Origin of the sequence: Ferrimonas sediminicola (assembly GCF_005116715.1) — a bacterium.
Taxonomy (GTDB): Bacteria; Pseudomonadota; Gammaproteobacteria; order Enterobacterales; family Shewanellaceae; genus Ferrimonas; species Ferrimonas sediminicola.
In genome coordinates this window covers 129,024-154,224 of sequence record NZ_SWCI01000001.1, presented here as the reverse complement: position 1 = coordinate 154,224, position 25,201 = coordinate 129,024, and the positions used below count along the sequence as shown (strand labels likewise).

At 63.9% G+C, this 25,201-nt stretch carries 22 protein-coding genes; 8 read left to right on the top strand and 14 right to left on the bottom strand.

Features of this window, described 5'->3' with window-relative positions; translation table 11 throughout:
* Window positions 1-3: 3 nt before the first annotated feature.
* The 3 genes from FCL40_RS00690 to FCL40_RS00680 are packed head-to-tail and all read right to left on the bottom strand — an operon-like array spanning window position 4 to window position 2,686.
* Window positions 4-990, bottom strand: coding sequence for a serine/threonine protein kinase (locus FCL40_RS00690; RefSeq protein WP_136850348.1), 987 nt, complete (start codon window positions 988-990; stop codon window positions 4-6).
* The gene (locus FCL40_RS00685; protein ID WP_136850346.1) at window positions 987-1,304 is read right to left on the bottom strand and encodes a DUF3630 family protein; all 318 of its coding nucleotides are present in this window, start codon (window positions 1,302-1,304) and stop codon (window positions 987-989) included. Before FCL40_RS00685 ends, FCL40_RS00690 begins: the two co-directional genes overlap by 4 nt.
* Window positions 1,268-2,686, bottom strand: coding sequence for a protein adenylyltransferase SelO (locus FCL40_RS00680; RefSeq protein ID WP_229360242.1), 1,419 nt, complete (start codon window positions 2,684-2,686; stop codon window positions 1,268-1,270). Before FCL40_RS00680 ends, FCL40_RS00685 begins: the two co-directional genes overlap by 37 nt.
* Window positions 2,687-2,749: 63 nt before the next feature.
* On the opposite strand from FCL40_RS00680, the gene FCL40_RS00675 reads away from it, so the two are divergent.
* The 4 genes from FCL40_RS00675 to FCL40_RS00660 all read left to right on the top strand — a co-directional run bounded on the left by FCL40_RS00675 (window position 2,750) and on the right by FCL40_RS00660 (window position 7,284).
* Complete coding sequence (locus tag FCL40_RS00675) at window positions 2,750-3,109, top strand: DsrE/DsrF/TusD sulfur relay family protein (protein ID WP_136850342.1); 360 nt, start codon at window positions 2,750-2,752, stop codon at window positions 3,107-3,109.
* Between the two features lie 91 nt (window positions 3,110-3,200).
* Window positions 3,201-3,599 carry a nitrous oxide-stimulated promoter family protein gene (locus tag FCL40_RS00670; RefSeq protein WP_136850340.1) on the top strand — a complete coding sequence of 133 codons (399 nt, stop codon included), beginning with the start codon at window positions 3,201-3,203 and terminating at the stop codon, window positions 3,597-3,599.
* Between the two features lie 152 nt (window positions 3,600-3,751).
* Window positions 3,752-5,797: a S9 family peptidase gene (locus tag FCL40_RS00665; RefSeq protein ID WP_136850338.1), complete on the top strand. Its 2,046-nt coding sequence runs from the start codon at window positions 3,752-3,754 to the stop codon at window positions 5,795-5,797.
* Window positions 5,798-5,967: 170 nt separating this feature from the next.
* Entirely contained in the window at window positions 5,968-7,284 is a 1,317-nt protein-coding gene (locus FCL40_RS00660; RefSeq protein WP_136850336.1) for a hypothetical protein, read from the top strand.
* A 16-nt stretch (window positions 7,285-7,300) separates the two neighbouring features.
* On the opposite strand, the gene FCL40_RS00655 is transcribed toward FCL40_RS00660, so the two are convergent.
* On the bottom strand, window positions 7,301-7,903 hold the full coding sequence (locus FCL40_RS00655) for a LysE/ArgO family amino acid transporter (protein ID WP_136850334.1): 603 nt from the start codon (window positions 7,901-7,903) through the stop codon (window positions 7,301-7,303).
* A 109-nt stretch (window positions 7,904-8,012) separates the two neighbouring features.
* Between FCL40_RS00655 and FCL40_RS00650 the strand changes: the two genes are divergently transcribed.
* Window positions 8,013-8,900: a LysR family transcriptional regulator ArgP gene (locus FCL40_RS00650; RefSeq protein ID WP_136850332.1), complete on the top strand. Its 888-nt coding sequence runs from the start codon at window positions 8,013-8,015 to the stop codon at window positions 8,898-8,900.
* Between the two features lie 65 nt (window positions 8,901-8,965).
* Here FCL40_RS00650 and FCL40_RS00645 read toward each other — a convergent pair whose 3' ends face one another.
* The 5 genes from FCL40_RS00645 to leuA form a co-directional block, all read right to left on the bottom strand.
* Complete coding sequence (locus tag FCL40_RS00645) at window positions 8,966-10,234, bottom strand: outer membrane protein transport protein (RefSeq protein ID WP_136850330.1); 1,269 nt, start codon at window positions 10,232-10,234, stop codon at window positions 8,966-8,968.
* A 409-nt stretch (window positions 10,235-10,643) separates the two neighbouring features.
* On the bottom strand, window positions 10,644-11,237 hold the full coding sequence (gene leuD, locus FCL40_RS00640) for a 3-isopropylmalate dehydratase small subunit (RefSeq protein WP_136850328.1): 594 nt from the start codon (window positions 11,235-11,237) through the stop codon (window positions 10,644-10,646).
* Window positions 11,238-11,247: 10 nt separating this feature from the next.
* A complete protein-coding gene (leuC, locus tag FCL40_RS00635; protein ID WP_136850326.1) occupies window positions 11,248-12,645 on the bottom strand; it encodes a 3-isopropylmalate dehydratase large subunit in 1,398 nt (465 codons plus the stop codon).
* 9 nt (window positions 12,646-12,654) lie between these two features.
* Window positions 12,655-13,746, bottom strand: coding sequence for a 3-isopropylmalate dehydrogenase (gene leuB, locus FCL40_RS00630; protein WP_136850324.1), 1,092 nt, complete (start codon window positions 13,744-13,746; stop codon window positions 12,655-12,657).
* Window positions 13,743-15,293, bottom strand: a complete 1,551-nt coding sequence (gene leuA, locus FCL40_RS00625) for a 2-isopropylmalate synthase (RefSeq protein WP_136850322.1) — start codon at window positions 15,291-15,293, stop codon at window positions 13,743-13,745. The genes leuB and leuA overlap by 4 nt, the downstream gene beginning before the upstream one ends.
* Window positions 15,294-15,686: 393 nt before the next feature.
* On the opposite strand from leuA, the gene FCL40_RS00620 reads away from it, so the two are divergent.
* Window positions 15,687-17,447: a tetratricopeptide repeat protein gene (locus FCL40_RS00620; protein WP_169306955.1), complete on the top strand. Its 1,761-nt coding sequence runs from the start codon at window positions 15,687-15,689 to the stop codon at window positions 17,445-17,447.
* Here the strand turns inward: FCL40_RS00620 and recQ are convergent.
* Window positions 17,413-19,242 carry a DNA helicase RecQ gene (gene recQ / locus FCL40_RS00615; protein ID WP_136850318.1) on the bottom strand — a complete coding sequence of 610 codons (1,830 nt, stop codon included), beginning with the start codon at window positions 19,240-19,242 and terminating at the stop codon, window positions 17,413-17,415. The two genes, FCL40_RS00620 and recQ, sit on opposite strands and share 35 nt — an antisense overlap.
* A gap of 141 nt (window positions 19,243-19,383) precedes the next feature.
* Here recQ and FCL40_RS00610 point away from each other — a divergent pair, with 141 nt between their 5' ends.
* The gene (locus FCL40_RS00610) at window positions 19,384-19,845 is read left to right on the top strand and encodes a thioesterase family protein (RefSeq protein WP_136850316.1); all 462 of its coding nucleotides are present in this window, start codon (window positions 19,384-19,386) and stop codon (window positions 19,843-19,845) included.
* 71 nt (window positions 19,846-19,916) lie between these two features.
* Window positions 19,917-20,810: an EamA family transporter RarD gene (gene rarD, locus FCL40_RS00605; RefSeq protein ID WP_136850314.1), complete on the top strand. Its 894-nt coding sequence runs from the start codon at window positions 19,917-19,919 to the stop codon at window positions 20,808-20,810.
* A gap of 45 nt (window positions 20,811-20,855) precedes the next feature.
* Here rarD and FCL40_RS00600 read toward each other — a convergent pair whose 3' ends face one another.
* The 4 genes from FCL40_RS00600 to hemC are packed head-to-tail and all read right to left on the bottom strand — an operon-like array spanning window position 20,856 to window position 24,980.
* A complete protein-coding gene (locus FCL40_RS00600) occupies window positions 20,856-22,025 on the bottom strand; it encodes a heme biosynthesis HemY N-terminal domain-containing protein (RefSeq protein ID WP_136850312.1) in 1,170 nt (389 codons plus the stop codon).
* Complete coding sequence (locus FCL40_RS00595; protein WP_136850311.1) at window positions 22,022-23,323, bottom strand: uroporphyrinogen-III C-methyltransferase; 1,302 nt, start codon at window positions 23,321-23,323, stop codon at window positions 22,022-22,024. The genes FCL40_RS00600 and FCL40_RS00595 overlap by 4 nt, the downstream gene beginning before the upstream one ends.
* Complete coding sequence (locus FCL40_RS00590) at window positions 23,323-24,048, bottom strand: uroporphyrinogen-III synthase (RefSeq protein ID WP_136850309.1); 726 nt, start codon at window positions 24,046-24,048, stop codon at window positions 23,323-23,325. Before FCL40_RS00590 ends, FCL40_RS00595 begins: the two co-directional genes overlap by 1 nt.
* Window positions 24,048-24,980 (bottom strand): hydroxymethylbilane synthase, encoded by a 933-nt coding sequence (gene hemC / locus FCL40_RS00585; RefSeq protein WP_136850307.1) that lies wholly within the window; start codon window positions 24,978-24,980, stop codon window positions 24,048-24,050. The genes FCL40_RS00590 and hemC overlap by 1 nt, the downstream gene beginning before the upstream one ends.
* Between the last annotated feature and the right edge of the window lie 221 nt (window positions 24,981-25,201).

Genomic DNA, 25,201 nt, shown 5'->3' with positions numbered 1-25,201 from the left:
GCCCTAATAGCCGGGCATCAGCGACAGCGCCGGCTCGTGCAGGGTGGCCAGTTGCTCCTTGAGCGCCAGCACCTGCTCCTCCCAAAACCGGTCGCTGCCAAACCAGGGAAAGTTATGGGGAAACGCCGGGTCGCTCCATCTCTGCGTCAACCAGGCCAGGTAGTGCACCATCCTCAGCGCCCGCAGCGGCTCCACCAGCTGTAATTCTGAGTGGTTGAAGTCGCAAAAAGTTTCATACCCCTCCAGCAGGATCTCCAGCTGCATCGTCTGCTGGGTGCGATCACCGGAGAGCATCATCCACAGATCCTGTACCGCGGGGCCGGTGCGGGCATCGTCGAGGTCCACGAAGCCCGGGCCGTCCGGGGTCCACAGAATGTTGCCCGGGTGCATGTCCCCGTGCAGCCTTTGCTGCCCCTGTTGCCAGGGAGCGTCCGCCACCCGCGCCAACACCTGGTCCACCACGGTGAAAAACGCCAGCTCGACATGGGCCGGCAGTTGCGCCTGCTGCTCCAGCACCCGCCTCGGCTGGTGGCCATGGGTGTCGATGTTCAGCGGTGCCCGGTGGGCAAACTGACCGCCCCGGGCCACCTGGTGCAGGCGACCGAGGAACTGGCCCACCTGCTCCAGCTGATCCAGGTTGTCCACCTCGAACTCGCGGCCACCGATGCTGCTCCACAGGGCAAATCGGTAGCCCTGATGGTCAAACAGGGTCTCGCCATCGATGCGCAGAGGGGCCGCCACCGGCACCTCCGCCTCGGACAGTTCGTGGGCAAAGGCGTGCTCCTCGCGGATCGCCGCCTCGCTCCAACGCTGGGGGCGGTAGAATTTGGCCACGTACCGACGACCATCATCGCCCCGGAACTGGTAAACCCGGTTCTCATAGCTGTTCAGGGGCAACAGGCCGGTATCGGGATAGATCCCCAGGGATTCGACCGCATTGAGGATGCAGTCCGGCCCCAGGGAGTGAAAATCAAATTGGGCTTGGGTCATTGTCGGCTCCACAGTTGTGCCAGGAAGGCTACCACATCGCGTTCGTCGGCACGCTCCGCTTCCAGCCACAGGCTGTCGCACAACAGCTCATACTGCAACCTCAGCCGGGTCCCCTCGAACTCCAGGGACCAACAGTGACGGTCGGCCCCCCACTGGTGATCCCCGAGCCGGCAATCCAGCTCGAGAGCCAGCGCGGCCACCAGTTCCGGCAGTGCCGGCTCCGCCAGGGCGCAATGCCAGCAAAGCCGGCCCGTCCCGGCATCGTAGTCGGCGCGGCCTAACTGGAACAGGAGAGGGTGATGGTGCTGGCCCATGGTGGCGGATCCTCGGTCAAGTGGGGTGTCTCGGGGTGGTCATCATAGGGACGACACAGGGCCTTATGCAACTCCCGCAGAGGCCGGGTATCGTTGCGCTCCGCCGCTTCGATCACCTGCTGGGCCAGGTGGGTACGCAATACCACCGACGGATTGGCCGCGGCCCGGCCCCGCTGCCAGCCACCAAGATCGCCAAAAGAGAGTGCCTGCCGATACCCGTGCCACCACGTCGTCCAGGCCGCCCGGCTCCCCAGCCTGGCCTTCAGTTCACCACCGTCACCCTCGGGATCCAGACGGGCAAACAGCCTCAGCGTGGAGTGGTAATCCACACCGGATTCCTGCATCAGCGTCACCAGGGCGGCGATACGATCCAGCCGCGGCTGCAGCCCCCCGTCACCGGGCAGCCCCAGACGCGCTTCCATCCGCCACAGGTAGCGGGCGGTGAGGCGAGTGCGATAGAGCTCCAGGGCGGGCGCCATCAGTGCGCCGTCCAGATGGTCACTCAGGGCCAGGGCCAGTCGCTGCAGGTTCCACCAGCCGATGCCCGGCTGCTGATCGAAGGCGTAGCGGCCGTAGTGATCCGAATGGTTGCAGACAAACCCCGGGTCGCAACGGTCCATGAAGGCGAAGGGGCCGTAATCGAAGGTCTCCCCCAGCAGTGACATGTTGTCACTGTTGAGCACCCCGTGAACAAAGCCCGCCGCCTGCCAGTCGGCGACGGTCTCCGCGGTACGCTCGACCACCTCGAGAAACAGGGCGGTCACGGGCTCTGGCTGGTTAAGGCAGCAGGGAAAATAGCGAGCCAGGGCATATTCCAGCAGCGCCTTCACTCTATGGGGCTGGCCGGTATGACGAAAGTACTCGAAGTGTCCGAACCTCAAGTGGCTGGGCGTGACCCTGACGGTGATCGCTCCCCGCTCCGGCTGCTCCCGAAAGACAGGCGTGTCCGACGCCAGCACCGCCAGGGCCCGGGTGGTGGGGATTCCCAGGTGGTGCAGCGCCTCACTGGCGAGAAACTCCCTGACCGCCGAGCGGATCACCGCCCGGCCATCCCCACCCCGGGAGTAGGGAGTGGGACCGCTGCCCTTGAGGAACAGCTCCCGGCCCGCCACCTCCCCCAGGTGGCAGCCCCGGCCATCCCCCAGCCTGGGGGTGTAGCCGCCAAACTGGTGGCCGGAATACACCTGGGCGGTGGCCGGCAGGGGAAACGGCCCTTCGCCGTTGAGCTGACGCAGCAGGGCTTCGTCGCACCGCTCCAGCCCCAGCTCGGTGGCCAGCGCCTCACTCCACCCCAACAAAATGGGATTCTCCAGGGGCACCGGCCGCACCTCCTGGGCCAGCCCCGGCACCGCCTGATTGATGCCCGGTGTTAGCTTCAGCACACTTTCTCCCTCTCGCCTCTGCGACAATGATGGACTCTGTTTCCTCTCACCCATGGAGTGACCATGACCTCTATCCTGATGGTGGCCCACGACAGCCCCTACGGCTCCGAAAAACTCTACAACGCCCTGCGTATCGCCCTGGCCCTGCAGGAGCACAGCGACACCCCCATTCAGCAGCGGCTGTTCCTGATGTCCGATGCGGTCGGGGCCGCCCTCTCCGGCCAGCAGACCCCGGATCTCAGTTACCACATCGGCCAGATGCTGGAACTGCTGCTGGCCCAGGGGGTACCGGTGAGCCTGTGCAAAACCTGCGTCGAGGCCAGGGGCCTGTCGGCAGAGCGGCTGATCCCCGGGGTCGGCATCGGCACCCTGGTGGAGCTGACCCAGTGGACCCTAGCCAGTGACAAGGTGATCCATATTTGATCCCCTTCGCAGATCTGGGCCAAGGCGGTAGAGGCATTGTCGATGCTTTTTTAAGATACCATCATACCTGAGCAATGAACCGGGGTATTGAATGAAAAGCGCGAATCTCACCGGACGGCTGGCCCGGGAACACCGGACCATGGCCAAGATGACCCGCCTTTACTGCCAGGCGCAGTGTGACGGTCGACGAAACGATGCCGGGGTGTGCCCGGCCTGTGACGAGCTGCTGGCCTACGCCGAGCAGAAGCTGGATCGCTGCCCCTATGGTGAGGAGAAGCCCACTTGCGGCAACTGCCCCATCCACTGTTATAAACCGGCCCAGCGCCAGCAAGCACGGGGGATCATGCGCTATGCCGGTCCGCGGATGGTGCTGCGTCACCCGCTGGCCGCCGTTCAGCACATCCTCGACAGCCGCCGTCCGGTGCCAGAGCGTCCACCGATGCAGGCCAACCGCCGCCGGCGCAGCCGCCCCCGGCCGCTGCAACCCTGAACACGGAGGGGCCCACTGGGGCCCCTTTTTAATTCCTTACGAAAATCCGACACATCCCACTAACTCCGGAGCAAAAATCCCGTTACCGCCCCTACTCTGACGCCGCGTATTTGGGTAAGCTCAACGGCAACCACAACAAAAGGACACGACCCATGAAGAGAGGATGGCTCCCCGCGACAATCGCGGCGGCCCTGTTTGCCCAACCCGCCCTGGCCGAACGTCAGCACGACATCACCCTGGACGACTTTTTCACCATTCAAGGCATGAGCCAGGTGCAACTGAGCGCAGACGGCACCCAGGCGGTCTGGGTCCAAAGTTACTGGGATGAAGCGGCGGACAAGAACCTGAACGATCTGTGGCGGGTCCAGCTGGGCAGCCAGATGCCGGAGCGCCTCACCTTCAGCCCCGAAAAGGAGTCTCAACCCAGGATCGACCCGGCGGGCAAGTACCTCTACTTCCTGCGCGCCGAGAAGCGCGATGAGGGCAAGCAACCTCCCTATAACGGCAAATCCCAGGTGTTCCGCATGCCCCTGAGCGGCGGCGAGGCGGTGCCCCTGACCCGGGAGGTCAACGGGGTCCGCCACTTCGAACTGGCGGATGGTCAGCTGTGGTTCACCGGCATCCGCGACCACACCGAGCAGGACGCCTTTACCCAGCACCGCAGTGCCAACAAGGGCCCCGACTATGGTCACGGCACCGTCAAGGTCAACCCCCTCTACCGGCTGGATCTGCAGAACTTCCGCAAGACTCTGGTGATCGATGACAACAAGGTGGTGTGGGACTTCGACGTCAGTGCCGATGGCACACGCCTGGCCCGAGTCACCACCACGGACAACGAACTGATCTTCCTGGAGGGTTGGTCCAGTGTCGAGGTGTACGACGTCGACGACGACAGCAATGTGGTGCTGGAGGACAGCGCCTGGCGCGAGCAGGCCCCCTCCCCCTACGGCTGGCTGATGCATCCCAAGTGGAGTCCGGACGGCGATAAGCTGGCGTGGCGCATCGATTATGACGGCCACCCCGGTCAGATGTTTGTCGCCAAGCTGGATGAGCGACTCAAGGTGGAGTGGCAGCTGGATATGCAACGCCCAGGTAAGGCCACTCTCAACGGCAGTGACAGCCGCTGGCTGCCCGGCTCCAACGAGCTGTGCTATCGCGGCGCCGAACAGGGCTCGGTGAAGCTGTTCTGCACCGAGGTGGCCAAGGGCAAGCAGGGCGAGACCCGCACTCTGACCAAGGGCGACTACGTGGTGGGCAGCTACGCCTTCGACGGTCGCGGCAAGAACATGGTGCTCAGCCACAATGCCCTGAATCATTTCTATGACCTGTACCAGGGCAAGGTGGGCAAAACCCCGCACCGGGTGACCAACATCAATCCACAGACCGACCAGTGGAAGCTGCCCCAGATCAGCCGCTACCGATGGACCGCTCCCGACGGCACCCCGGTGGAGGGGATTCTGGAGCTGCCTCCTGGCTACAAGAAGTCCGACGGTCCGCTGCCACTGGTGGTGCAGATCCACGGCGGTCCCACCGCCGCTACCCCTTACGCCCTGGCCCACCGCTCCTATGGCCGAGCCACCTTCGCCGCCAAGGGCTGGGCCCTGCTCTCCCCCAACTACCGCGGTTCCACCGGCTATGGCGACCAGTTCCTGGTGGACCTGATCGGCAACGAGCATGAGATCGAGGTGAAGGATATCGAGGCCGGCGTCGACGCCCTGATCCGTGAGGGGATCGCCGACGGCAACAAGCTGGCGGTGATGGGCTGGAGTAACGGTGGCTACCTGACCAACGCCCTGATCAGCACCAACAACCGCTACAAGGCGGCCAGCTCCGGAGCCGGTGTCTTCGACCAGCGTCTGCAATGGCTGCTGGAGGACACCCCGGGGCACGTGCTCAACTACATGGAGGGGCTGCCCTGGGAAAAGCCCGAGGCCTACACCCACGGCTCCAGTCTGACCCACGCCGGCAGCATCCGTACTCCCACCCTGATCCACATGGGCGAGAACGACGCCCGGGTCCCCGCCCCCCACGCCAAGGGGCTCTACCGCACCCTGCGCCACTACCTGAAGGTGCCCACCGAACTGGTGATCTACCCGGGTGAGGGCCATGGCCTGAGCAAGTACTCTCACCGCAAGACCAAGATGGGCTGGGATCTGGCCTGGTTCGAGCACTATGTGCTGGGCAAGGAGATGAACTAGCCGCAAGACGATGATCAAAGGGGTGCCTGACGGCACCCCTTTTCAGTTCTGTCCCCGCCGTCACGAACCCTGGCGGGGCTCCCCTGTCCGAACGCCGACTCCGACGACTATGGTTAAAGGAGGCATGATGATTGGAGGCCCCCGCTTTACTCATGATCTCCTTGTCCGTGATGGATAAATACCACCTTCAAGTTCGGATTGAGCTGACCCGCGAGCGACCACCCAGCCAGTGGCAACTGCATCTGCTGTTGCCCGGGGTGATGGACCTGGGTACAGAGAGCTACACCAGTGAGCATTTCTACCGCAACCTGATTCAGCAGCAAACGCTGGAGCCGCTTACCCCCCCCAGCCAGGAGGAGCTGGAGAGTCTTTGCCGTCAGATGACCCTGGCCCACAGGCTGAACAGCCGCGCGTTTCAGAGATTGCTGGCGGATCTGGTGAGGGCGATGAGGATCTGGCTGGCCCAGGCGGACAGCCACTCGCTGCTGGCACTCCGACCCTCTCTGCTCCGGCTGTTACGGCTGAACCCGGCGTTCGAGGATGAATCGAGGCGCAAACTGTTTCTGCTGACCCGTGAGCAGCTGCTGTTCCAGCTGCACCAGGCCCTGCTGAGAGAATCCCTCCGGAGCGGGGAGGGGCCGCTGCGGCGCTACCTGAGGCTGACGGAGCGGATCGCCGAGTTGGCCAGGGTAAGGCTGACCCACCACGAGGCGGCCGGCCGGGAAAAGGGGCTGGACCGGCTCAGCCTGGGGCGCCGAATCATCGAGCGTCCCTACCAGCTGACCCGAAGGGTGCTCAAGGGGCCTAAGCTGGCCGAACAGCTTATCTTCGGCCTGGCGGCCGCGGTGGCGATGACCCTGGCCACCACCATCGCCTTCGCCACCCAGAGGGCGTTTGGCAGCTTCAGCACCCCCTTCTTCCTGTCGCTGGTGATCTCCTACATCTTCAAGGACCGGCTCAAGGAGGTGGGACGCCTCTACCTACTGAGCCAGTTCTACACCCGCTTCTCCCAGCACCACTACCGGCTCTACCGGGATGATGGCACGGCGGTGGTGGATATCCGGGATACCTTCCTCCACTTGGGCGGCCCCCCGCTGAGGCGGCTGATCGACGACATGAAGGAGCGCCTCCCCCCCGGCGAAGGGGCGCGCATCGATGCCGGCTGGGTCTACCACCGCAGCTATGGCAGCGCCAGCCCGGTGGTCGACGGCCACAGCTGCAAGCTGTCCGACCAACTGGTGATCAACCTGAGCCGGTCGCTGCGGTTGCAACCCAGCCAGCGGCGGGTCCTATGGCAACGGGAGGGGGAGCGGATACGTCAGTTTGATGTCCAGCGGGTGATTCCCGTCTATCTGCTGCTCAACTGGCGCTGCGGCCAGCAACAGGAGTTCAAGGTGTACCGGCTGCATGTCAGCCGCAAGGGGATCCATCGCCTCAAGGAAGTGTCCCCCCACTCCCCGGGCTCCCCCCCGTCTCTTCGGTCCTGAGTCCGACATCCTGGCATCAGGCACCCAGCAGCAGTTTTACTCCAATCGACCACATCAGCGCCCACACCAGCAGATCGATGGCTCGCCACACTTTGGGGGAGGAGAGCACCGGCGCCAGCCGGGCGGCCCCCAGGCTGAGGCCGACGAACCACAGGGTAGAGGCGGTCACGGTCCCGGCATAGAAGGACCAGCGCGCCTCGCCAAACTGGGCGCCGAGAGAACCGAGCAGCACCAGGGCATCCAGGTAGACATGGGGGTTGAGCAGGGTCACCGCCAGGGTGGTGCCCAGAACCTTGCGACGGCTGACCAGGGCCTCGCCCGCCTGCATTCCCTGCTCACCACTCAGGGCTCGGCGCAGGGAGCAGAAGCCAAACCACAGCAGGAAGGCGGCACCACCGTACTGAGTCAGGGACATCAGTTCCGGGGTTTCGGTAATCAGGGCGCCGACGCCGGCTACCCCCAGGCCGATCAGCACCACATCCAGCAGGGTGCAGGTGAGGGCCACCATCAGATGGTACTGGCGTTTGAGCGCCTGGCTGAGAACGAAGGCTCCCTGGGCGCCAATGGCCATGATCAGGCCCGCCCCGACGCCCAACCCGTTAATGTATGCCGATACCATCTTCCACTTTCCTGAACTGCTTGTGACTCTATGACTGGGATTGTAGGCTGGAGCAGGAATTAACAAAAATTAATAGTGCTAATCAAATATTAGCGGAGCTAATTAACAAATGCTGGACTATAAACTGTTGGAAGCGATGGCGGCGGTGGCCCGCCTGGGGAGCTTCGACCGCGCGGCCAAGGAGCTGGGTCTGACCCAGTCGGCGGTCTCCCAGCGGGTCAAGTTGCTGGAACAGCGCCTGGGACAGCCCCTGCTGGTTCGGGCTCACCCCATTCGCCCCACCCAGGCAGGCCTGGCACTGATGCGCCACCAGCAGCAGGTGGCGATGATGGAGTCCACCCTGGCCGCCAGCCTCACCGAGGAGCAGGATGACAGCCACACCCCGGTGCGCCTGGCGGTAAACGCAGACAGCCTGGCCACCTGGCTGCCCGCCGCCCTGGCCCGACTCTATCGAGACCATGGCGTGCTGTCCCAGCTGACGGTAGAGGACGAGGAGCTGACCCTGGAGCGCCTGCGCCGGGGTGAGGTTGCCGGCTGCATCTCCGCCCACACCCGCGCCGTCCAGGGGTGCCGCGCCCACCGGATAGGCGCCCTGCGCTATCGGCTGATGGCCACGCCGGCCTTCGCCGACCGCCACTTCACCGGCGGCATCACCGAGGCGACGCTGATCGGCTGCCCCACCCTCACCTATGGCCGGGACGATGAACTGCTCAACCGCTTCTTTGCCCGCCACTACCCCCAGGTCACCGGTCGTCCACCCCACCATCAGCTGCCCTCCTCCCAGGGGTTTGTCGATGCGGTACTGCAGCATATGGGGTATGCCCTGCTGCCGGAGCTTCAGGTGTCCGAGGCGCTGTCACGGGGGAAACTGCGGCTGCTGTGCGATGACCACATCGATGTGCCCCTGTTCTGGCACAGCTGGCGACTGCAAAGTCCGGTGATGGAGATGGTGGGTCAGGTTCTCAGCGCCGAGGGGAAACAGCGGCTGATTCAGTAGGCGAGCAGCCAGGAGAGGAAAAAAATGGGGACCACCCGGCCCCCATTGTGTCGATTCGAAACCCTTTAGAAACGGTAAGTCGCCTGGACACCGGCCAGCCATACGTCACCGGAGATCTCGCCCTGGTAGAGAGCAGACGCCTGCTCGTTCAGGGCCACGCTCTCAGTGATGGGGGCATCACCGTGAGACTTGATGTAGGTCAGGGACATATCCAGGGTCAGATCCTTGGACGCCTGGTAGCCGGCACCGAAGGAGAACCACAGGCGATCGGAGTCCGGGATGCTCAGGGTGCGATGCTCGTCGTCTACCGCAGTCTTATCCAGGGCCACACCGCCGCGCACCAGCCACTGGCTGTCCAGCTGGTAGGTGGCACCCAGGGCGACCCGCCAGTTGTCCTTGAAGTTTTCCTCCTTCAGCAGGTTGGAGGGCTCACCGGGGAAATCCACCACCAGCTCTTCGAAGGCACTCCAGTCAGTCCAGTTGATGGACCCGTGGACAGACAGCGACTCGGTCAGCTGATGCACGCTGGAGAGCTCGGCGTAGGCAGGCAGCGGCAGCTTCAGGCTGCCCTCTTTGCTCTGGCCGGGCATCATGCCGAAGGCCAGCCCCTCGGCGTCCCCTTCCAGCTTCAGCTCCACCTCGGAGTGGTAGGCCAGGCCGATGCGGTGGCCCTTGGCGGGCTCCCAGGTCATGCCCAGCTGGTAGCCCCAGTCCACGCCGTCACCTTCCACCGACTTCAGCTTGGCCCCGGCGGGCAGGCCAAAGTTCGCGCCCCAGTTTGGCACTGTGCCCTCGACCTTGCCGTCACCGTAGACCAGGCGCAAGCCCAGGCCCACCGCCAGGGTATCGCTCAGCTTGTAGGCCACATTGGGGGCCAGTTCCACCGTGGTGATCTGGGTATCTGAACCGAAGATGGCCGCCTCGTGGGCCGCGGGCAGTTCGGTGGCAAAGCCGTAGTTGGAGGTCAGGGCCAGGCCGATGGCCCAGTCGTCGCTCAGGCGGTTGCTGTAGTAGAAGTTGGGCACCCACTGGGCGGGAGCGATGTCATCGGCACTGGCATCGGTGGAGAAGCCCGCCGCGGGAATGGAGGTGGTGCCCTCCACATCGATATTGGGGTTCACATAGATGGCTCCGGCGGAGATCTGGTGCCCCTCCAGCTGGATCAGCAAGGCGGCATTGCGCCCCTGGGCGGAGGCGTTGTCGGCGATGGCGGCTTCGCCGGCGAAGGCGCGGCCCAGGCCGGTGGCGGAGTACTCCGCCAGCTGGAAGCCAGCGGCGTGAACCTGACCGGCAAGGGCGCCGGCCACCAGGGCAGCAACTACTCGAATCTTCATACTTTCCCCAATTTCGGTGTGGATGTTATTAGTCGCCGCCATATTAGGGAGAGAAAAAAATAGTGCAATTACTCCATCAAGAAAGGCATAAAAACCCTGATTCAGCCGGCCCCACCAGAGAGTTCACCCGGACCAATGCCTCGAACAGGTCACACCCGGCTCACATTGACCATACAGCTGTACCGTTATCATCACAGAATCCGCATGAGCCAATGAAAAATATCTATTTTAATCAGTGTCATACATTTCCACAGCGTCACCGGGAGGTGTGCGCCGAAAAAGAACACTCCGGCCAGTGTAATTCACTGGCCTGGGTGAGACAGGCCCAATCTCCGAGTTAAGACGATGTTTTTAATTGGTTTTTACTGGTCGGAGCTGTTTGACGGAAACAAACTCAGCGTACAGTCGATCACCTCAGCCAGTCGGGCAACCTCGCCTCGTGGTCGGCGATCGCCTGCTCATGAGCCAGGGTCAGGCCGATGGCGTCCAGCCCATTGAGCAGGTTGTGGCGGGCGTCGGCATCGATCTCAAAGCTGAAGCAGTGTTCGCCACAGCTGACCTGACACGCCTCAAGGTCGATCGCCACCTGGCTCTCGCCACAGGCCTCCATCAGCGCCTGCACCTGATCCTGGGGCAGGGCGATGGGCAGCAAACCATTGTTGATGGCGTTCTGGTAGAAGATATCGGCAAAGCTGGGAGCGATGATCGCCCGCAAACCAAAGTCCGCCAGGGCCCAGGGTGCGTGCTCCCGGCTGGAGCCGCAGCCAAAGTTCTCTCCCGCCAGCAGCACACTGGCCCGGCACCCGGGCTCGGTGTTGAGGACAAACTCCGGGTTGGGCCGCTTCCCCTCGTGGTCCAGATAGCGCCAGTCATGGAACAGATGGACGCCGAACCCCTCCCGGGTCACCTTGGCCAGGAACTGCTTGGGGATGATCTGGTCGGTGTCGATGTTGGCCCGGTCCAGGACCGCCGCCACTCCGCGGTGTTGGGTAAATGCTTGCATCGGGGCTCTCCTAGAGTTGGCGGATATCGACAAAATGGCCGGCGACCGCCGCGGCGGCGGCCATGGCGGGGCTGACCAGATGGGTGCGACTGCCCCGCCCCTGGCGACCTTCGAAATTACGGTTGGAGGTGGAGGCGCAGCGATCCCCCGCCTCCAGGCGGTCGTCGTTCATCCCCAGGCACATGGAGCAGCCCGGCAGGCGCCACTCGAAACCGGCGTCGAGGAAGATCCGGTCCAGCCCCTCCGCTTCCGCCTGGGCCTTCACCAGGCCGGAGCCGGGTACTACGATGGCGTCCACCCCGGAGGCGACCCGCTTCCCCTGAATCATGGCCGCCGCGGCGCGCAGATCCTCGATGCGCGAGTTGGTGCAGGAGCCGATAAACACCTTGTTGATGGCCACCTCGGTCAGGGGCACCCCCGGAGCCAGGTCCATGTAAGCCAGCGCCTTCTCGGCGGCGGAGCGGGCCACCAGCTCATCGAAACTCTCCGGCGCCGGCACCGGCTGGTCGATGGCGACCACCTGGCCCGGATTGGTCCCCCAGGTAACCTGGGGGGCGATCTCGGGCGCCTCCAGCACCACCTCGGCGTCGAAACAGGCGCCCGGGTCGCTGTGAAGGGTGCGCCAGTACTCGACCGCCTGCTGCCACGCCTGCCCCTGCGGCGCCATGGGACGCCCCTCGAGGTAGTCGAAGGTAGTCTGGTCCGGGGCGATCAGCCCCGCCTTGGCCCCCAGCTCGATGGCCATGTTGCACACCGTCATCCGCCCCTCCATGGAGAGATCCCGGATCGCCTGGCCACAGAACTCCACTACATAGCCAGTACCGCCACCGTGGCCCACCCGGCCGATGATCGCCAGCACGATGTCCTTGGCGGTGATCCCCGCGGCCACCTGGCCACGTACCTCGATGCGCATGGTTTTGGCCCGGCGCTGCCTCAGGGTCTGGGTGGCCAGCACGTGCTCCACCTCTGACGTGCCGATGCCGAAGGCCAGGGCACCGAAGGCACCGTGGGTGGCGGTGTGGGAGTCACCGCAGACGATGGTGGTGCCCGGCAGGGTGAAGCCCTGCTCCGGCCCCATCACATGGACGATCCCCTGGTTCTGGTGGTGAATATCAAACAGGGTGATGCCGAACTCTTCACAGTTGCGCTGCAGGGTCTGCACCTGGGTGCGCGCCAATGAGGGCAGCGCCTCAATGGAGCGGGTGCGGGTGGAGGTGTTGTGGTCCATGGTGGCCAGGGTGCGGCTGACCGCCCTGACCTTGCGCCCAGCCTGGCGCAGGCCGTCGAAGGCCTGGGGCGAGGTCACCTCATGCACCAGGTGGCGATCGATGTAGAGCAGTGGCGTCTCTTCCGCCGGCACCTCGATGGTGTGGCTGTGCCAGATCTTGTCATAGAGGGTCTGTGCCATGTCGTCTCCTTAGGCGATGTAAGCGGCGATGGCATCGCCCATCTGTGCGGTGGTCAGGGCCTGGTCACGGCGCTCAGGCGGCAGCAACTCGGCGGTAAAGCGTCCTTCGGACAGCACCCTGGCCACGGCGGCATCAATGGCGTCGGCGGCCTCGGTCTCCCCCAGGCTGTGACGCAGCATCAACGACGCGGACAGGATCTGGGCCACCGGGTTGGCAATCCCCATACCGGCGATGTCCGGCGCGCTTCCGCCGGCGGGCTCATAGAGGCCGAAACCCGACTCGTTGAGGCTGGCGGAGGGCAGCAGCCCCATGGAGCCGGTGATCATCGCCGCTTCGTCGGAGAGGATGTCACCAAACAGGTTGGAGCAAAGCATCACGTCGAAGTCGAAGGGACGGCGCAACAGTTGCATGGCGGCGTTATCGATGTAGATGTGTTCCAGCGCCACCTCGGGGAAGTCGGCGGCCACGGCATTGACCTCCTCACGCCACATCACCGAGCAGGCCAGCACGTTGGCCTTGTCCACCGAGGCCAGCTTGCCCCGGCGCTTGCGGGCCGACTCGAAGGCCAGGCGGGCGATGCGGCGGATCTCGTGGCGGCTGTAGGTCATGGTGTCGAAGGCGGTCTCCTGCTCCCCGGCGCCCCGGCGCCCCTTGGGCTCACCGAAGTAGATGCCGCCAGTGAGCTCACGCACCACCAGCAGGTCCATCCCCTGGCCGCTGATGTCCGCCCTCAGCGGCGACAGCCCCTCCAGGCCCGGATGGATCTGGGCCGGTCTCAGGTTGCAGAACAGGCCGAAGTGACCTCGCAGGGGCAGCAGAGAGGCGCGCTCCGGCTGTTCGTTGGGAGGCAGCCCCTCCCACTTGGGGCCGCCGACGGAACCAAACAGGATCGCCTGGGCCTGTTCACAGGCTGCCAGGGTCTGCTCGGGCAGGGCCTGGCCGTGGTTATCGATGGCGGCACCGCCGATATCACAGTGGGTGGTCTCCAACTCGAAGCCGAAGCGCTCCCCGGCGATCTTCAACACCTTCATCGCCTCGGCCATCACCTCGGGACCGATGCCGTCCCCGGCCAATACTGCTACGGGATACTGCCTGCTCATGCTTCCTCCAAGATCTGTTGCTTCTTCTTCTCAATCTGTTGCTGACGGTGGATCAGGTTGTAGACCCGAATCAGGGCGATGGCCGAGGACTCGATGATGTCGGTGGAGAGCCCCATGCCGTGGAAGGTGCGGCCCTCATACTCGGCGGTGATGTCCACCCGGCCCAGGGCGTCGTGGCCGCCTCCCTCGGCACCGATGTGGTAGCTCTTGATCGCCAGCTGACGGCCGGTGGCTCGGGCGATCGCCTTGTAGGCGGAGTCCACCGGTCCGTTGCCGGTGGCCGCCTCTGTCACCGTCTCCTCGCCAATCTGCATCTCCACCGAGGCGGTGGCGAAATGGCTGCTTCCCGCCTGGACGTTGAGCTGGTTTATTCGGTACTGCTCCTGCTCCTCCCGCTGGTTCTCGAAGAACAGCAGCGCCTCCAGGTCATAGTCGAACACCTGGCCCTTCTTGTCGGCCAGGGCCAGGAAGCGCTGATACAGAGTGTCCAGATCATACTCGGCGTCGGTGTAGCCCATCTCCGCCATGCGGTGGCGGATGACGTGGCGGCCGGAACGGGAGGTCAGGTTGAGGTTGTTGCGCCCCAGGCCGATGGACTCCGGGGTCATGATCTCGTAGGTGTTCTGGCTCTTGAGCACCCCGTCCTGATGGATGCCGGAGCTGTGGCTGAAGGCGTTGGCGCCGACGATCGCCTTGTTGGACTGAATCGGCATGTTACACAGGCGGCTGATGGTCTGGCTGACCCGATGGATCTCCTGGGGGTTGGCGCCCACCTCCAGGCCGAAACGGGCGGCCCGGGTCTTGAGGATCATGATCACCTCCTCCAGGGCGGCGTTGCCCGCCCGCTCACCAATGCCGTTGATGGTGCCCTCCACCTGACGTGCACCCGCCTCGACAGCGGCAATGGAGTTGGCCACGGAAAGCCCCAGGTCATCGTGGCAGTGGACGGAGATCACCGCCTGGTCGATGTTAGGCACCCGCTCAAACAGGGTTCGGATGATGCCGCCGAACTCGGTCGGGGTGGTGTAACCGACGGTATCGGGGATGTTGACCGTGGTGGCCCCGGCGCGGATGGCGGACTCCACCATGCGGCACAGGTTATCGATGGGGGTGCGGCCGGCGTCCTCGCAGGAGAACTCCACATCGTCGGTAAATCGACGGGCGTAACGCACCGCGTCCACCGCCATCTGCTCTACCTGAGTAAAATCCCGACGCAGCTTACTCTGCACATGGATGTCCGAGGTGGAGATGAAGGTGTGGATACGGAACTGATCCGCCACCTTCAGGGCCTCGGCGGCGGCATCGATGTCCCCCTTAACCGCCCGGGAGAGCGCGCAGACACGACTCTCCTTGACGGTGGCGGCGATCTGCCGCACCGACTCAAAATCCCCCGGTGAGGAGACGGGGAAACCCGCCTCGATGATGTCGATCCCCATCCGCTCCAGGGCCCGGGCAATCTGCAACTTTTCATTCACCGACAGGCTGGCCGCCAGGGCCTGCTCACCGTCCCTCAATGTGGTATCAAACAGGATTACCCGTTCACTCATACTGCCTCCATGACAACCTGGCACTGAGCGCGGGCACAAAAAAACCCGCGCCTACAGCGCGGGTTTATAATGCTCGAGTCGTACCGTTTTCAGTCCACGACCAAGCCGCCCGCGCAGCGTCCTGCTAGGGTTAGGCTAATTAGTAGGTCAGACTGAAATGCGTTGTACATAAATGAATTCTTTTTCGCGGTTTCGCGGTTACGAAGTGACCTAACTATGACCGCATTCCGAAGGAGATGTCAACCCCGGAATGCTCAGTCAGTCATTGTGATTGGTTATGCAGCTTATTCCGGTGCTTCTGCGACCTGGATCAGCCTCTTTGGTACTCCACCTTTACCACTCGTTAACAGAGGTCTTATCCTAGGGCCCTTTTTCCGACTCGATGCTGGCCTGATGCCCTCACTGTTAAGGATGACTGCCTGGCTGCTGCTGACACTGTGCAGCCCCTTTGCCGCCGCCGATGAACTGTCCCAACGCCTCGATGCGCTCACCCTCGAGGTGCAGCTCTCCACCCCCGGTGCTTACGACAAGCTGGAGAGCCTCAGGCCTCGAGCCCTCGCCGCAACGCCCGAGCTGCAGATGCGCTGGCATGTGCTTCTCTGCGAGGCTGCCATCAGCAATCGCTCTCTCTCTGAGGCCCAACAGGCTCTAGACAGCGGACTCGCCGCCGCAAGTAAGCTGAAAATGCCTCAATTAGTCGCCTACATGAATGCCTGCGAAGCCAATAATCTTATGATGCTTGGCAAATACGATCAGGCACTGGAGACCATCAACAAAGCCATACACGGTGAAGACTCCAGCAGCGCCCTGGGGCTCAGCCTGCTTCGACGCGCCGACATCTATTCCGATCAGGGCGATCTGGAGTCGGCGCTGGATGACCTCTACCAGGCGTTGACCTGGATGGAAAGCAGCCGCAACAAGAGGCCTATCTACCACCCTCATCCCGCGTTAATCTCCTACTCCCTGGCACGCACCTACTACTACCTTGGCGACTTTTTGCGCAGTGACGCCCTGTTTGAACAGGCGATCAAACAAGCCCCCGGGAACTCCACCCTGAGCTGGATAATTCAGGTTAATCATACATTTACACTGATGGAGCAGGAGCGGTATCAGGATGCTCAAACGCGCATGGAGCAATTGGAACAGCTTGTGCCGAAGATGGACATGCTGGCACAAGCCAGATTTAACCTGCTGTTCTCCAAGCTGTCACTGAAACTGCAGCGTTACTCCGACGCCTATGACTACGCCGACTCGGCACTGGCGATGTTCGGTGACCTGGCCATGGAGGAGCGTCAAGCCAGGGCGCGCTCCTTCCTGGCTGAAGCGGCGTTTCACCTGAACCGATTCGATGAGGCTGCAAATCAACTGAAGCTGGCCCGGGAGCGTTTTACCTTTGAGCAAGACATCAGAGTGTTAGCTGAGCTGGATTGGATCGAGTCTCAAGGTGAGGCGATGCAGGGAAACCATCAACGCGCCTACGCACTGCAGCTGAAATATCATGAGGCCTTCGCCGAGCAGCAGGAGACCCTGCGCAAAGACGCCCTTCTTCAGCAAAAAGTCCTGCTGGATAAGAAGATCGACCGCAGTCGCACCCAGTTGGCCAGCCAATCGGAGTCCTACTTCAAGCTGCACAACCAGCTGATGGCCTGGCAAGTGGCGGCCTCCCTCAGCCTGTTGCTGTGGCTGATCTGGCTGGTGTTCAAACTGACCGGCAATCACCGTGGCAAGGCGCTGCCCGACAATCATGCCCAACTGAACTGGCGCACCCGGCTGGAGCTGGCACTGGCCAACATCGATCGCACCCTGCCGGTGGTCAAGTTCACCTGGGAGGGCCCACCGCTGTCAGACAAGGTGCGTAAGCGAATCCTCAACAAGGATCTGCGCTGCGACGATCTGATGCTGGAGTGCGGTGATCATCAGTTGCTGATCCTGCTGGAGGATGCCAGCGAAGCGGAAGCGGAGCGGCTGCGTTACCGGTTGAGCCGCTGCCTGGCCGCAGCCGGTTACCGCAACATCGCCACCGGGGTGGCACGATCTCACCCCCTGGATCAGGCGGACTCCCTGCTGGCCCGGCTGGAGTGCAACCAGATCCAGCACAGCCTGATGCTGGCCGAAGGCGTCACTCGTCCAGATAGGCCCCAATGGCGTCGATAAAGGCCTCTCCGTACCGCTCCAGTTTCTTCGCCCCCACCCCGTTGATCCTCAGCAGGGCCCACTCTGTAGTGGGGGTTTCACTGGCCATCTCCGCCAGGGTGGCGTCGGAAAACACCTGGTATGGGGGGATCCCCGCGTCATCCGCCAGCTCCCGTCGCAGGCTCTTGAGTCGGGCGAACAGGCGCCGATCATAGTGCTGAGGCAGCAGGCGGGAGCGGCCCCGCGCCGGCTTGGCCAGCACCACCCTGGGCTCGGCCAGCTCCAGTCTCTGCTCCCCCTTCAGCACCGCCCTGGCGGCCGGATTGAGGGTCAGGGCCATGGAGCGAGTGATATCCTGGTTGACCAGGCCGTGGTGCACCAGTTGCCGGAGCACCGACAGCCAGTGGTCGCTGGAGCGCTCGGCGCCGATGCCCCAGGTCGACAGCTTGTCATGACCCCGCTCCACCACCGCGTGACCCTTGCTGCCCCTGAGCACCTCGATCACATGACCCATACCAAACCTCTGGTTGACCCGGTAGATGCAGCTGAGGGCCTTGCGCGCCTCCTCGGTGGCGTCATAGCGCTTGGGGGGATCCAGGCAGATGTCGCAGTTACCGCAGGCACGGTGGGCCGGTTCATCGAAGTAGTTGAGCAGCACCTGGCGACGGCAGGTCTGGGCCTCGGCAAAGGCCGCCATGGCATTGAGTTTATGAATCTCCACCGGATTGGGCTCCCGCTCCCCGCTCTCCAGCAGCTGGCGCACCCGGGCGATGTCACCGGGGTCGAACAGCATCAGGGCCTCCGCCTCCAGCCCATCCCGACCGGCGCGACCGGTCTCCTGGTAGTAGCTCTCGATGGACTTGGGCAGATCCCAGTGGACCACGAATCGCACGTTAGACTTGTTGATCCCCATGCCGAAGGCCACGGTGGCCACCACGATATCGATCTTCTCCCTCAGGAAGGCCTCCTGAACTTGGTGGCGCAACCCTGATTCCAGGCCGGCGTGGTAAGCCTCGGCGGAAAACCCCTCCTTGCGCAGCTTATCCGCCACCTCCTCCACCCTGCGACGGCTGCCGCAGTAGATGATGCCGGCATTCCCCCTCTGCTGCAGCAGGAAGGTTTTCAACTGGGCGAAGGGGCTGAGCTTATCCATTACGCTGTAACGGATATTGGGGCGATCGAAGCTGGCCAGATGTTCATGGGGCTGACTGAGACCCAGCTGGCGGAGGATATCGCGGCGCGTAGCCTGATCGGCAGTGGCGGTCAGGGCCACCATGGGCACCGACGGGAAGGCGGACTTCACCTCCCCCAGGCGGGCATACTCGGGACGAAAATCGTGGCCCCACTGGCTGATGCAATGAGCCTCATCCACGGCGATCAGGGAGAGGGGCCATTCGGCCAGTCGGGCCATCATGTCCGCCGCCAGCAGTCGCTCGGGCGAGAGATAGACCAGCTTGATCTGACCGTCACGGATCGCCGCCAGACTGGCCAACCACTCCTCCCGGCCCAGGCTGGAGTTGAGGGCCACCGCTCCCACCCCCAGCTGGCGCAGGGCATCCACCTGGTCCTTCATCAGGGAGAGCAGGGGGGAGATCACCACGGTGACCCCCGGCAGCAGCAGCGCCGGCAGCTGATAGCAGAGACTCTTGCCTCCGCCTGTGGGCATGATCACCAGGGCATCCCGGCCGGCGGCCAGCTGCTCCACCACCTGCTGCTGCCCCGGTCGAAACTCCCGGTAACCGAACACCTGCTCCAGCAGCTGCTGGGCAGGAGTGGTGATGGCGTCGCGTTGTTCTGGGCTCAGGATGGTGTCCATGGATCTCGGCGCAGGGGCAAAAGGGCCGCCATTGTAATGCAACTGAGCCGCGCTGTCTGCCACCGGCGGGTGTTGTGCCGAGTCAGGGTTAGTGCTTTGATAGACCGATTAAGTTGTTCAGGAAGATCGTGAGGTACCAGGATGGAACTGACCCAGGCTGAAGCGCTGGAGTATCTGCGGGAGCTGTTTGCCAACCAGCTTCCCTTCCACCAGTTGATGGGCATCGAACTGCACAGTCAGGGGGAGGGCGCCCTGGAGCTGAGGCTGCCGATGCGACCGGCGCTGGTGGGAAACCCGGCACAGCAGATTCTCCATGGGGGCGTCACCGCCACCCTGCTGGACGTGGCGGGGGGGCTGACCGCCTTCTCCGCAGTGATCAAGAGCCGGCAGAGCTGGCCCAGAGAGCTGCTGGCCCGGCGGATGAAGAACCTGGGCACCATCGATCTGCGGGTGGACTACCTGCGGCCGGGCCGCGGGGAGCTGTTTGTGGCCACCGGCACGGTGATCCGCGCCGGCAACAAGGTGGCGGTCGCCCGGATGGAGCTGCACAATGAGAGAGGCAGCCACATCGCCTTTGGCACCGGTACCTACCTAGTGGGCTAGCCCCTGGGCGGCGATGGATGCATAATATCGCCCCCTTGAGAGATTCCCCCTAATCAGGATTCAGGTTCGCCATGCAAAACCAGGAAATGCGTCAGGGCATCATCTACGCCCTGATGGCCTACTCCATGTGGGGATTCGCTCCCCTTTACTTCAAGGCGATCGCCGAGGTCCCAGCCACAGAGATCCTGATGCACCGGGTGATCTGGTCTTTCGCCCTGATGGCGCTGCTGGTGGCGGTCACCGGCCAGATGGGGGCGGTACGCAACCTGCTGCGCACACCCAAGCAGCTGGCAACCCTGACGGCCACCGCGGTACTGGTGGCGGGAAACTGGTTGATCTTCATCTGGGCGGTGAACTCCGGTCGCATGCTGGAAGCCAGCCTGGGGTACTTCATCAACCCCCTGGTCAACGTCGCCCTGGGGATGCTGTTCCTGGGGGAGCGCCTGCCCAAGATGCAGCTGGCGGCCGTGGGCATGGCGGTGGTGGGTGTGGCACTGGAACTGGTACAGTTCGGCTCCCTGCCCTGGGTCTCTCTGGGCTTGGCCACCAGTTTCGGCCTCTATGGGCTGCTGCGTAAGCGCGTGGCCCTGAAGTCGGTCACCGGGCTGTTCGTCGAGACCAGCCTGATGCTGCCCCTGGCCCTGCTGTTCTGGTGGCAGCTGGACACCCCCACCTCCGATCTCAGCAGCAACGGCCTGCAGCTGAACCTGCTGATCCTGGCCGCCGGAGTGGTCACCACCCTGCCGCTGCTGGCCTTCGCCGCAGCGGCGGTGCGCATCCCCTTCTACATGCTGGGACTGTTCCAGTATATCGGCCCCAGCCTGATGTTTATCCTGGCCACCACCCTCTATGGCGAAACCCTGGATCCGGCGATGCTGACCACCTTCTGCTTTATCTGGGCGGCCCTGCTGATCTTCACTCTCGACCTGTGGCGCCGCTCCAGAGCTCGAGCCGCGGTCGCCTGATCAAAAAAGCCCGCGACATGCGGGCTTCTTAGCGGCCTGCAGACTCTAGACCAGCTCGGGATCCGCCAACTTGCGATAACTTTCCAAGGCACCGCGGTGCTCCCCCAGCTGCTCCTGCAACTCGGCCAGCTGGGAGTAGCGGTAACGGGTGGGCTGCAGTTCGATCGCCTTACGCTGGTAATGCTTGGCCTGCTTGTACTGACGGGCCTGACGGCTGAGGTTGGCCAGGCAATCCCAATACTCTGGCTGCTCAGGGGCGCTGTGATTCCTCTCCAGAACGTGCACCAGGGATTCACCGGCATCCTCGCTGCACAGGGGCAGCAGGGCCAGCAGGCCGACCTGGGGCTCCCGCTTATTCAACTGGGCCAGCAGGGCCTTGCGGGCCTCGGCGGGCTGTTGGAAGCGGATCAGTGCCTTGACATAGGTTTCCACCAGGGGATCCTGGCGGCGACGGCGCTTAGGCAGCTGCTGCCATCGCTCACCGAGGGCTTCCAGGGTATGACACGCCTCCAGGGCGCCACATTCGATCTGGATGGGGAGTTGCTCCAGGGCATCGGCGTCAAGCACCCTGTGCTTGGTCAGCGCCGGGGCGATGCGGGCGACCGCATCCCAGTCCCTCTGACGCAGAAACAGCTCGTGAGCCAGCTTGAGGACCGTCGGCCGGTTCCTCAGGCTGGCGGAGAGCGACTCCAGCCGCTGCCGAGCCTCGGCCAGCTCCCCATCCTGGATCAGATAGCGGATGCGAGCGATGCTGACCGCCGCCTCGCTGCCGGAATAGCCTTCCGCCTGACTGAGGAAGGTCTCCACCCGATCGCCGTACCCCTGATGGTGCGCCGCCCGGGCCGCGGCCAGGTAGTTGACCAGGGGCAGTTCGCCAGCCTCGGCCCCCTTGGCCATCGCCTGCTCCGCCCGGGGCCAGTTCTCCTCCGCCAGCGCCAGGGCGCCCTCCAGGGTAAATTTTCTCGATTTACGCTGACGCCAGCGCCTGGGCAGTGACCGGGTCAGGCCGGCGGCCTGAATCCCCTTGACCAGCCCCCACTCCAGCAGTTGCAGCAGCGAGAACCCCACCAGCAACAGGATCACCGCCGCCACCACTGAGGTCTCTATGGTGTACTCCCCGATGGCCAGCAGCAGGTAGCCCTTGTTCTCCACCAGCTTGGGGCCGACGATGGCACCGGCCAGGACTATCAGGGTGTAGATCAGCAGCCTAATCATCCCTTACTCCCCCGGTCCAGCCTCTCCTGCACCAGGGCTTCCAGCAGCGGCTGGCTGACCAGCGCGGCGGGAAGACGACTGCCCAGCTCGGCCCGCTGCAGCTCACCCAGACTGGTGAGCGCCCCCTCGATGGCGGCATCATCCCGCTTGAAGTAGGTTTCGATCCAGTCGGAGGTAGTGGCCAATGCCTTGCGGTAGGCATCGGTATGGCCATGGTAGATGGCCAGCTGCGCCTGCATCAGCTTGCCCTTGAGGTGCTCACGCAGATACCACTCCTGCTCGGGCGCCAGCAGCGGCTGCAGCTCGCCCTGACGACGGCGGATGGTGATGAAGTCGTCCACCAGGGCGTTCCAGCTCTTGGCCAGGTTGCTCCTCCAGTCGCTGACCGACTCACTGGGAGAATCGCTCACCTCCGGCTGGACCAGCTCCGGCAGCTCCACCCGGTTCAGCGGCCAGCGGTCCACGGCACCAATCAGGGATTCGATGGTCAGGGCAATCCCTGCCAGATCCTGCCGGGGTAACCCCTGCAGCAGGGTGATGTCGTCCCTCAGCGCCTTGCGGACCGGCGTCAGGGTCTCATCCTTCATCATGTTGAGGCGGCGATCGGCATCCTTAAGCAGGGCGATGGCGGTGGCCACATCCTGCTCCAGCCACAACTTGCGACTGGCCATCTGCGTCAGATAATCCGCCTCCGCCAGCAGCCAGTCTCGCGGCTGGCGCTCCCTGGCCTTGGCCAGTTGTCCCTGCAGCTCGGTGACCTGTTTCAGCAGCGCCTGCTGCTGCCTGTCCTGCTCCACCAGCCGCTGCTCCAGCTGGTCGCGCTCGGAGCCCACACGGCTGCGCAGCTCATCCAGTTTGCCGGAGAGCGCCTGGGCCTGCATCAGCTGGGTTTGGCGCTGTTGCCCCTGCCAGACGGAGTAACCCACCGCCGCTGCGGCGATCAGCAGGGCGGCCACGGCCACCAGCAGCGCCGGCCCCTGGCCTCGGCCATCATCACCGCCCTCCTCTCTGGGGGAGGTCGCCCGGGTCACCGGTTTATCCTGCGGCTGCGGAACCGAGTCGGGCCTGGACGGCGCCGGCTCATCGGCCTTTGCGGTGTCGGACCTCTCCTGAGTGGCGGGCTTTTTTGCAGCCGGGGCTTTGGCGGTGCGGGCGCGGCCCTTGCCGCTGCGGACGGGCGGCGCCTTGGCGTCGGAGCGCTTCTGCTCCTCGGCAGAGGGAACATCGCCTGGGACGGAGGGTTCCTGTTCGGCGGGTTTGGCGCTGGGAGAGCGAGGATCTTCGGGCTTCTTATCCATTACTGACGGTTCTTCCAGTTGGCTATCGACTCTAGGATAGCGTCATCTCCTGCTCCGCCGGTAACCAGGGTCTGGTGGCAGCCCAACTGTCGGGCTGCGTCGGCCACCCTCTCTACCGGCACCAGCCACAGCTGCTGGGTTAACCAGGGGTGCTGCTCCGGCGGCAGCAGGGTAAAGAGGTTCTGCAGAATCTCGACACTGGTTGCCAGTATGGCGTTTACGCCGCGGCGTTGCCAGCTTTGTGCAAGATCTAACCCATTCAATTTAGGCAGTTGCCGACGGTAAACCTGCCAGTAGATCACCTCGGCCCCTTCGGCAATCAACCGCTTGGCCATCGCTTCGCGGCCGCCGTTGCCCCGGACGATGACGAAGCGCTTGCCCACCACCCGATCCATCTGCGGCAGGGTCCAGATCCCCTCAGTGGTCTCGTTGTCCCTGGGGGCGGTTAACGGCTGCAATCCCTGCTGACGCAGGGCCCGGGCGGTGGCGCCACCGACGGCCAGGTAGGTGATCCTGGGCCAGTGATCCACCAGACGGGCGGCATGATCGACGGCATTGGTGGAGACGAAGAAGGCGGCATCGGCCTGAGCCAGGGGAGAGGCCGCCGGCGAGGGCTCGGAAACGATCTCGACCATGGGGCAGCAGCTGGACTGCCAACCCAGCGCCGCCAGCTTCCCGGCCAGCGGCTCGTTGCGACCCGCGGGGCGGGTCAGCAGTATGTGCATCAGGCCTCCCCGTACACCTCTTTCAGGATGACACCGGCACCGGCGTCCAGCAGCTTGTCGGCCAGCTCGATGCCCAGAGCCTCGGCATTATCCTTGTGGCCGCGGATCTCGTCGCGCAGCAGCAGGCTGCCGTCGGGTTTGCCCACCAGGCCACGCAGCCACAGCTCGTCACCCTCCAGCTCGGCATAGGCCCCGATCGGCACCTGGCAGCCGCCCTCCAGCCTGGTGTTCATGGCTCGCTCGGCGATCACCCGGGCGCGGGTGTCCGAGTGCTCCAGCACGGAGAGCAGCGCCAGCAGCTCGGCATCACCCAGGCGAGCCTCGATGCCGACCGCTCCCTGACCGTTGGCAGGCAGGGACTGGGCGCTTTCGATAAAACTGGTGATGCGGTGTTCAAACTCCAGGCGCTTGAGACCGGCGGCGGCCAGGATGATGGCGTCGTACTCGCCGGCATCCAGCTTGGCCAGCCGGGTGTTGACGTTGCCACGCAGGTCGCGAATCTCCAGATCGGGGCGCAGTTCACGCAGCTGACACTGGCGACGCAGGCTGGAGGTGCCGACAATGGCCCCCTGGGGCAGCTCGTCCAGGGTCTCGAACTTGTTCGATACGAAAGCGTCGCGGGGATCTTCGCGCTCACAGATGGTGGTCAGTCCCAGGCCCTCGGGAAATTCGACGGGCACATCCTTCATGGAATGCACGGCGATATCGGCGCGCCCCTCCAGCATGGCCACCTCCAGCTCCTTGACGAACAGGCCCTTCCCCCCGACTTTGGCCAGGGGCGTATCGAGAATCTTGTCACCCTTGGTGGACATCGGCAGCAGAATCACCTCCAGTCCGGGGTGGGCCTTCTCCAGCTCGGCCTTGACAAACTCCGCCTGCCACATGGCCAGGGGACTCTTGCGGGTGGCGATACGAATCTCTTTGCGTGCCATAACTCTCGGTATCCTCAAACTAATCACCGGCGCAGCAGCGGGCCGGAACCGTCAAAAATTGCGCTCATGTTGCCAGCATTTGGCCGGGCATTAAAGCAGCTGCGCCTGTCAGACCCCCTTTTGCGCTTCGGAGTTCCGGAAAATTGATCCTTTTCACGGTTTCTCCTCCTTGCCCACGAAGTGTTATCATGATCACAGTTTTGAGAGTTTTTGAGAGACGC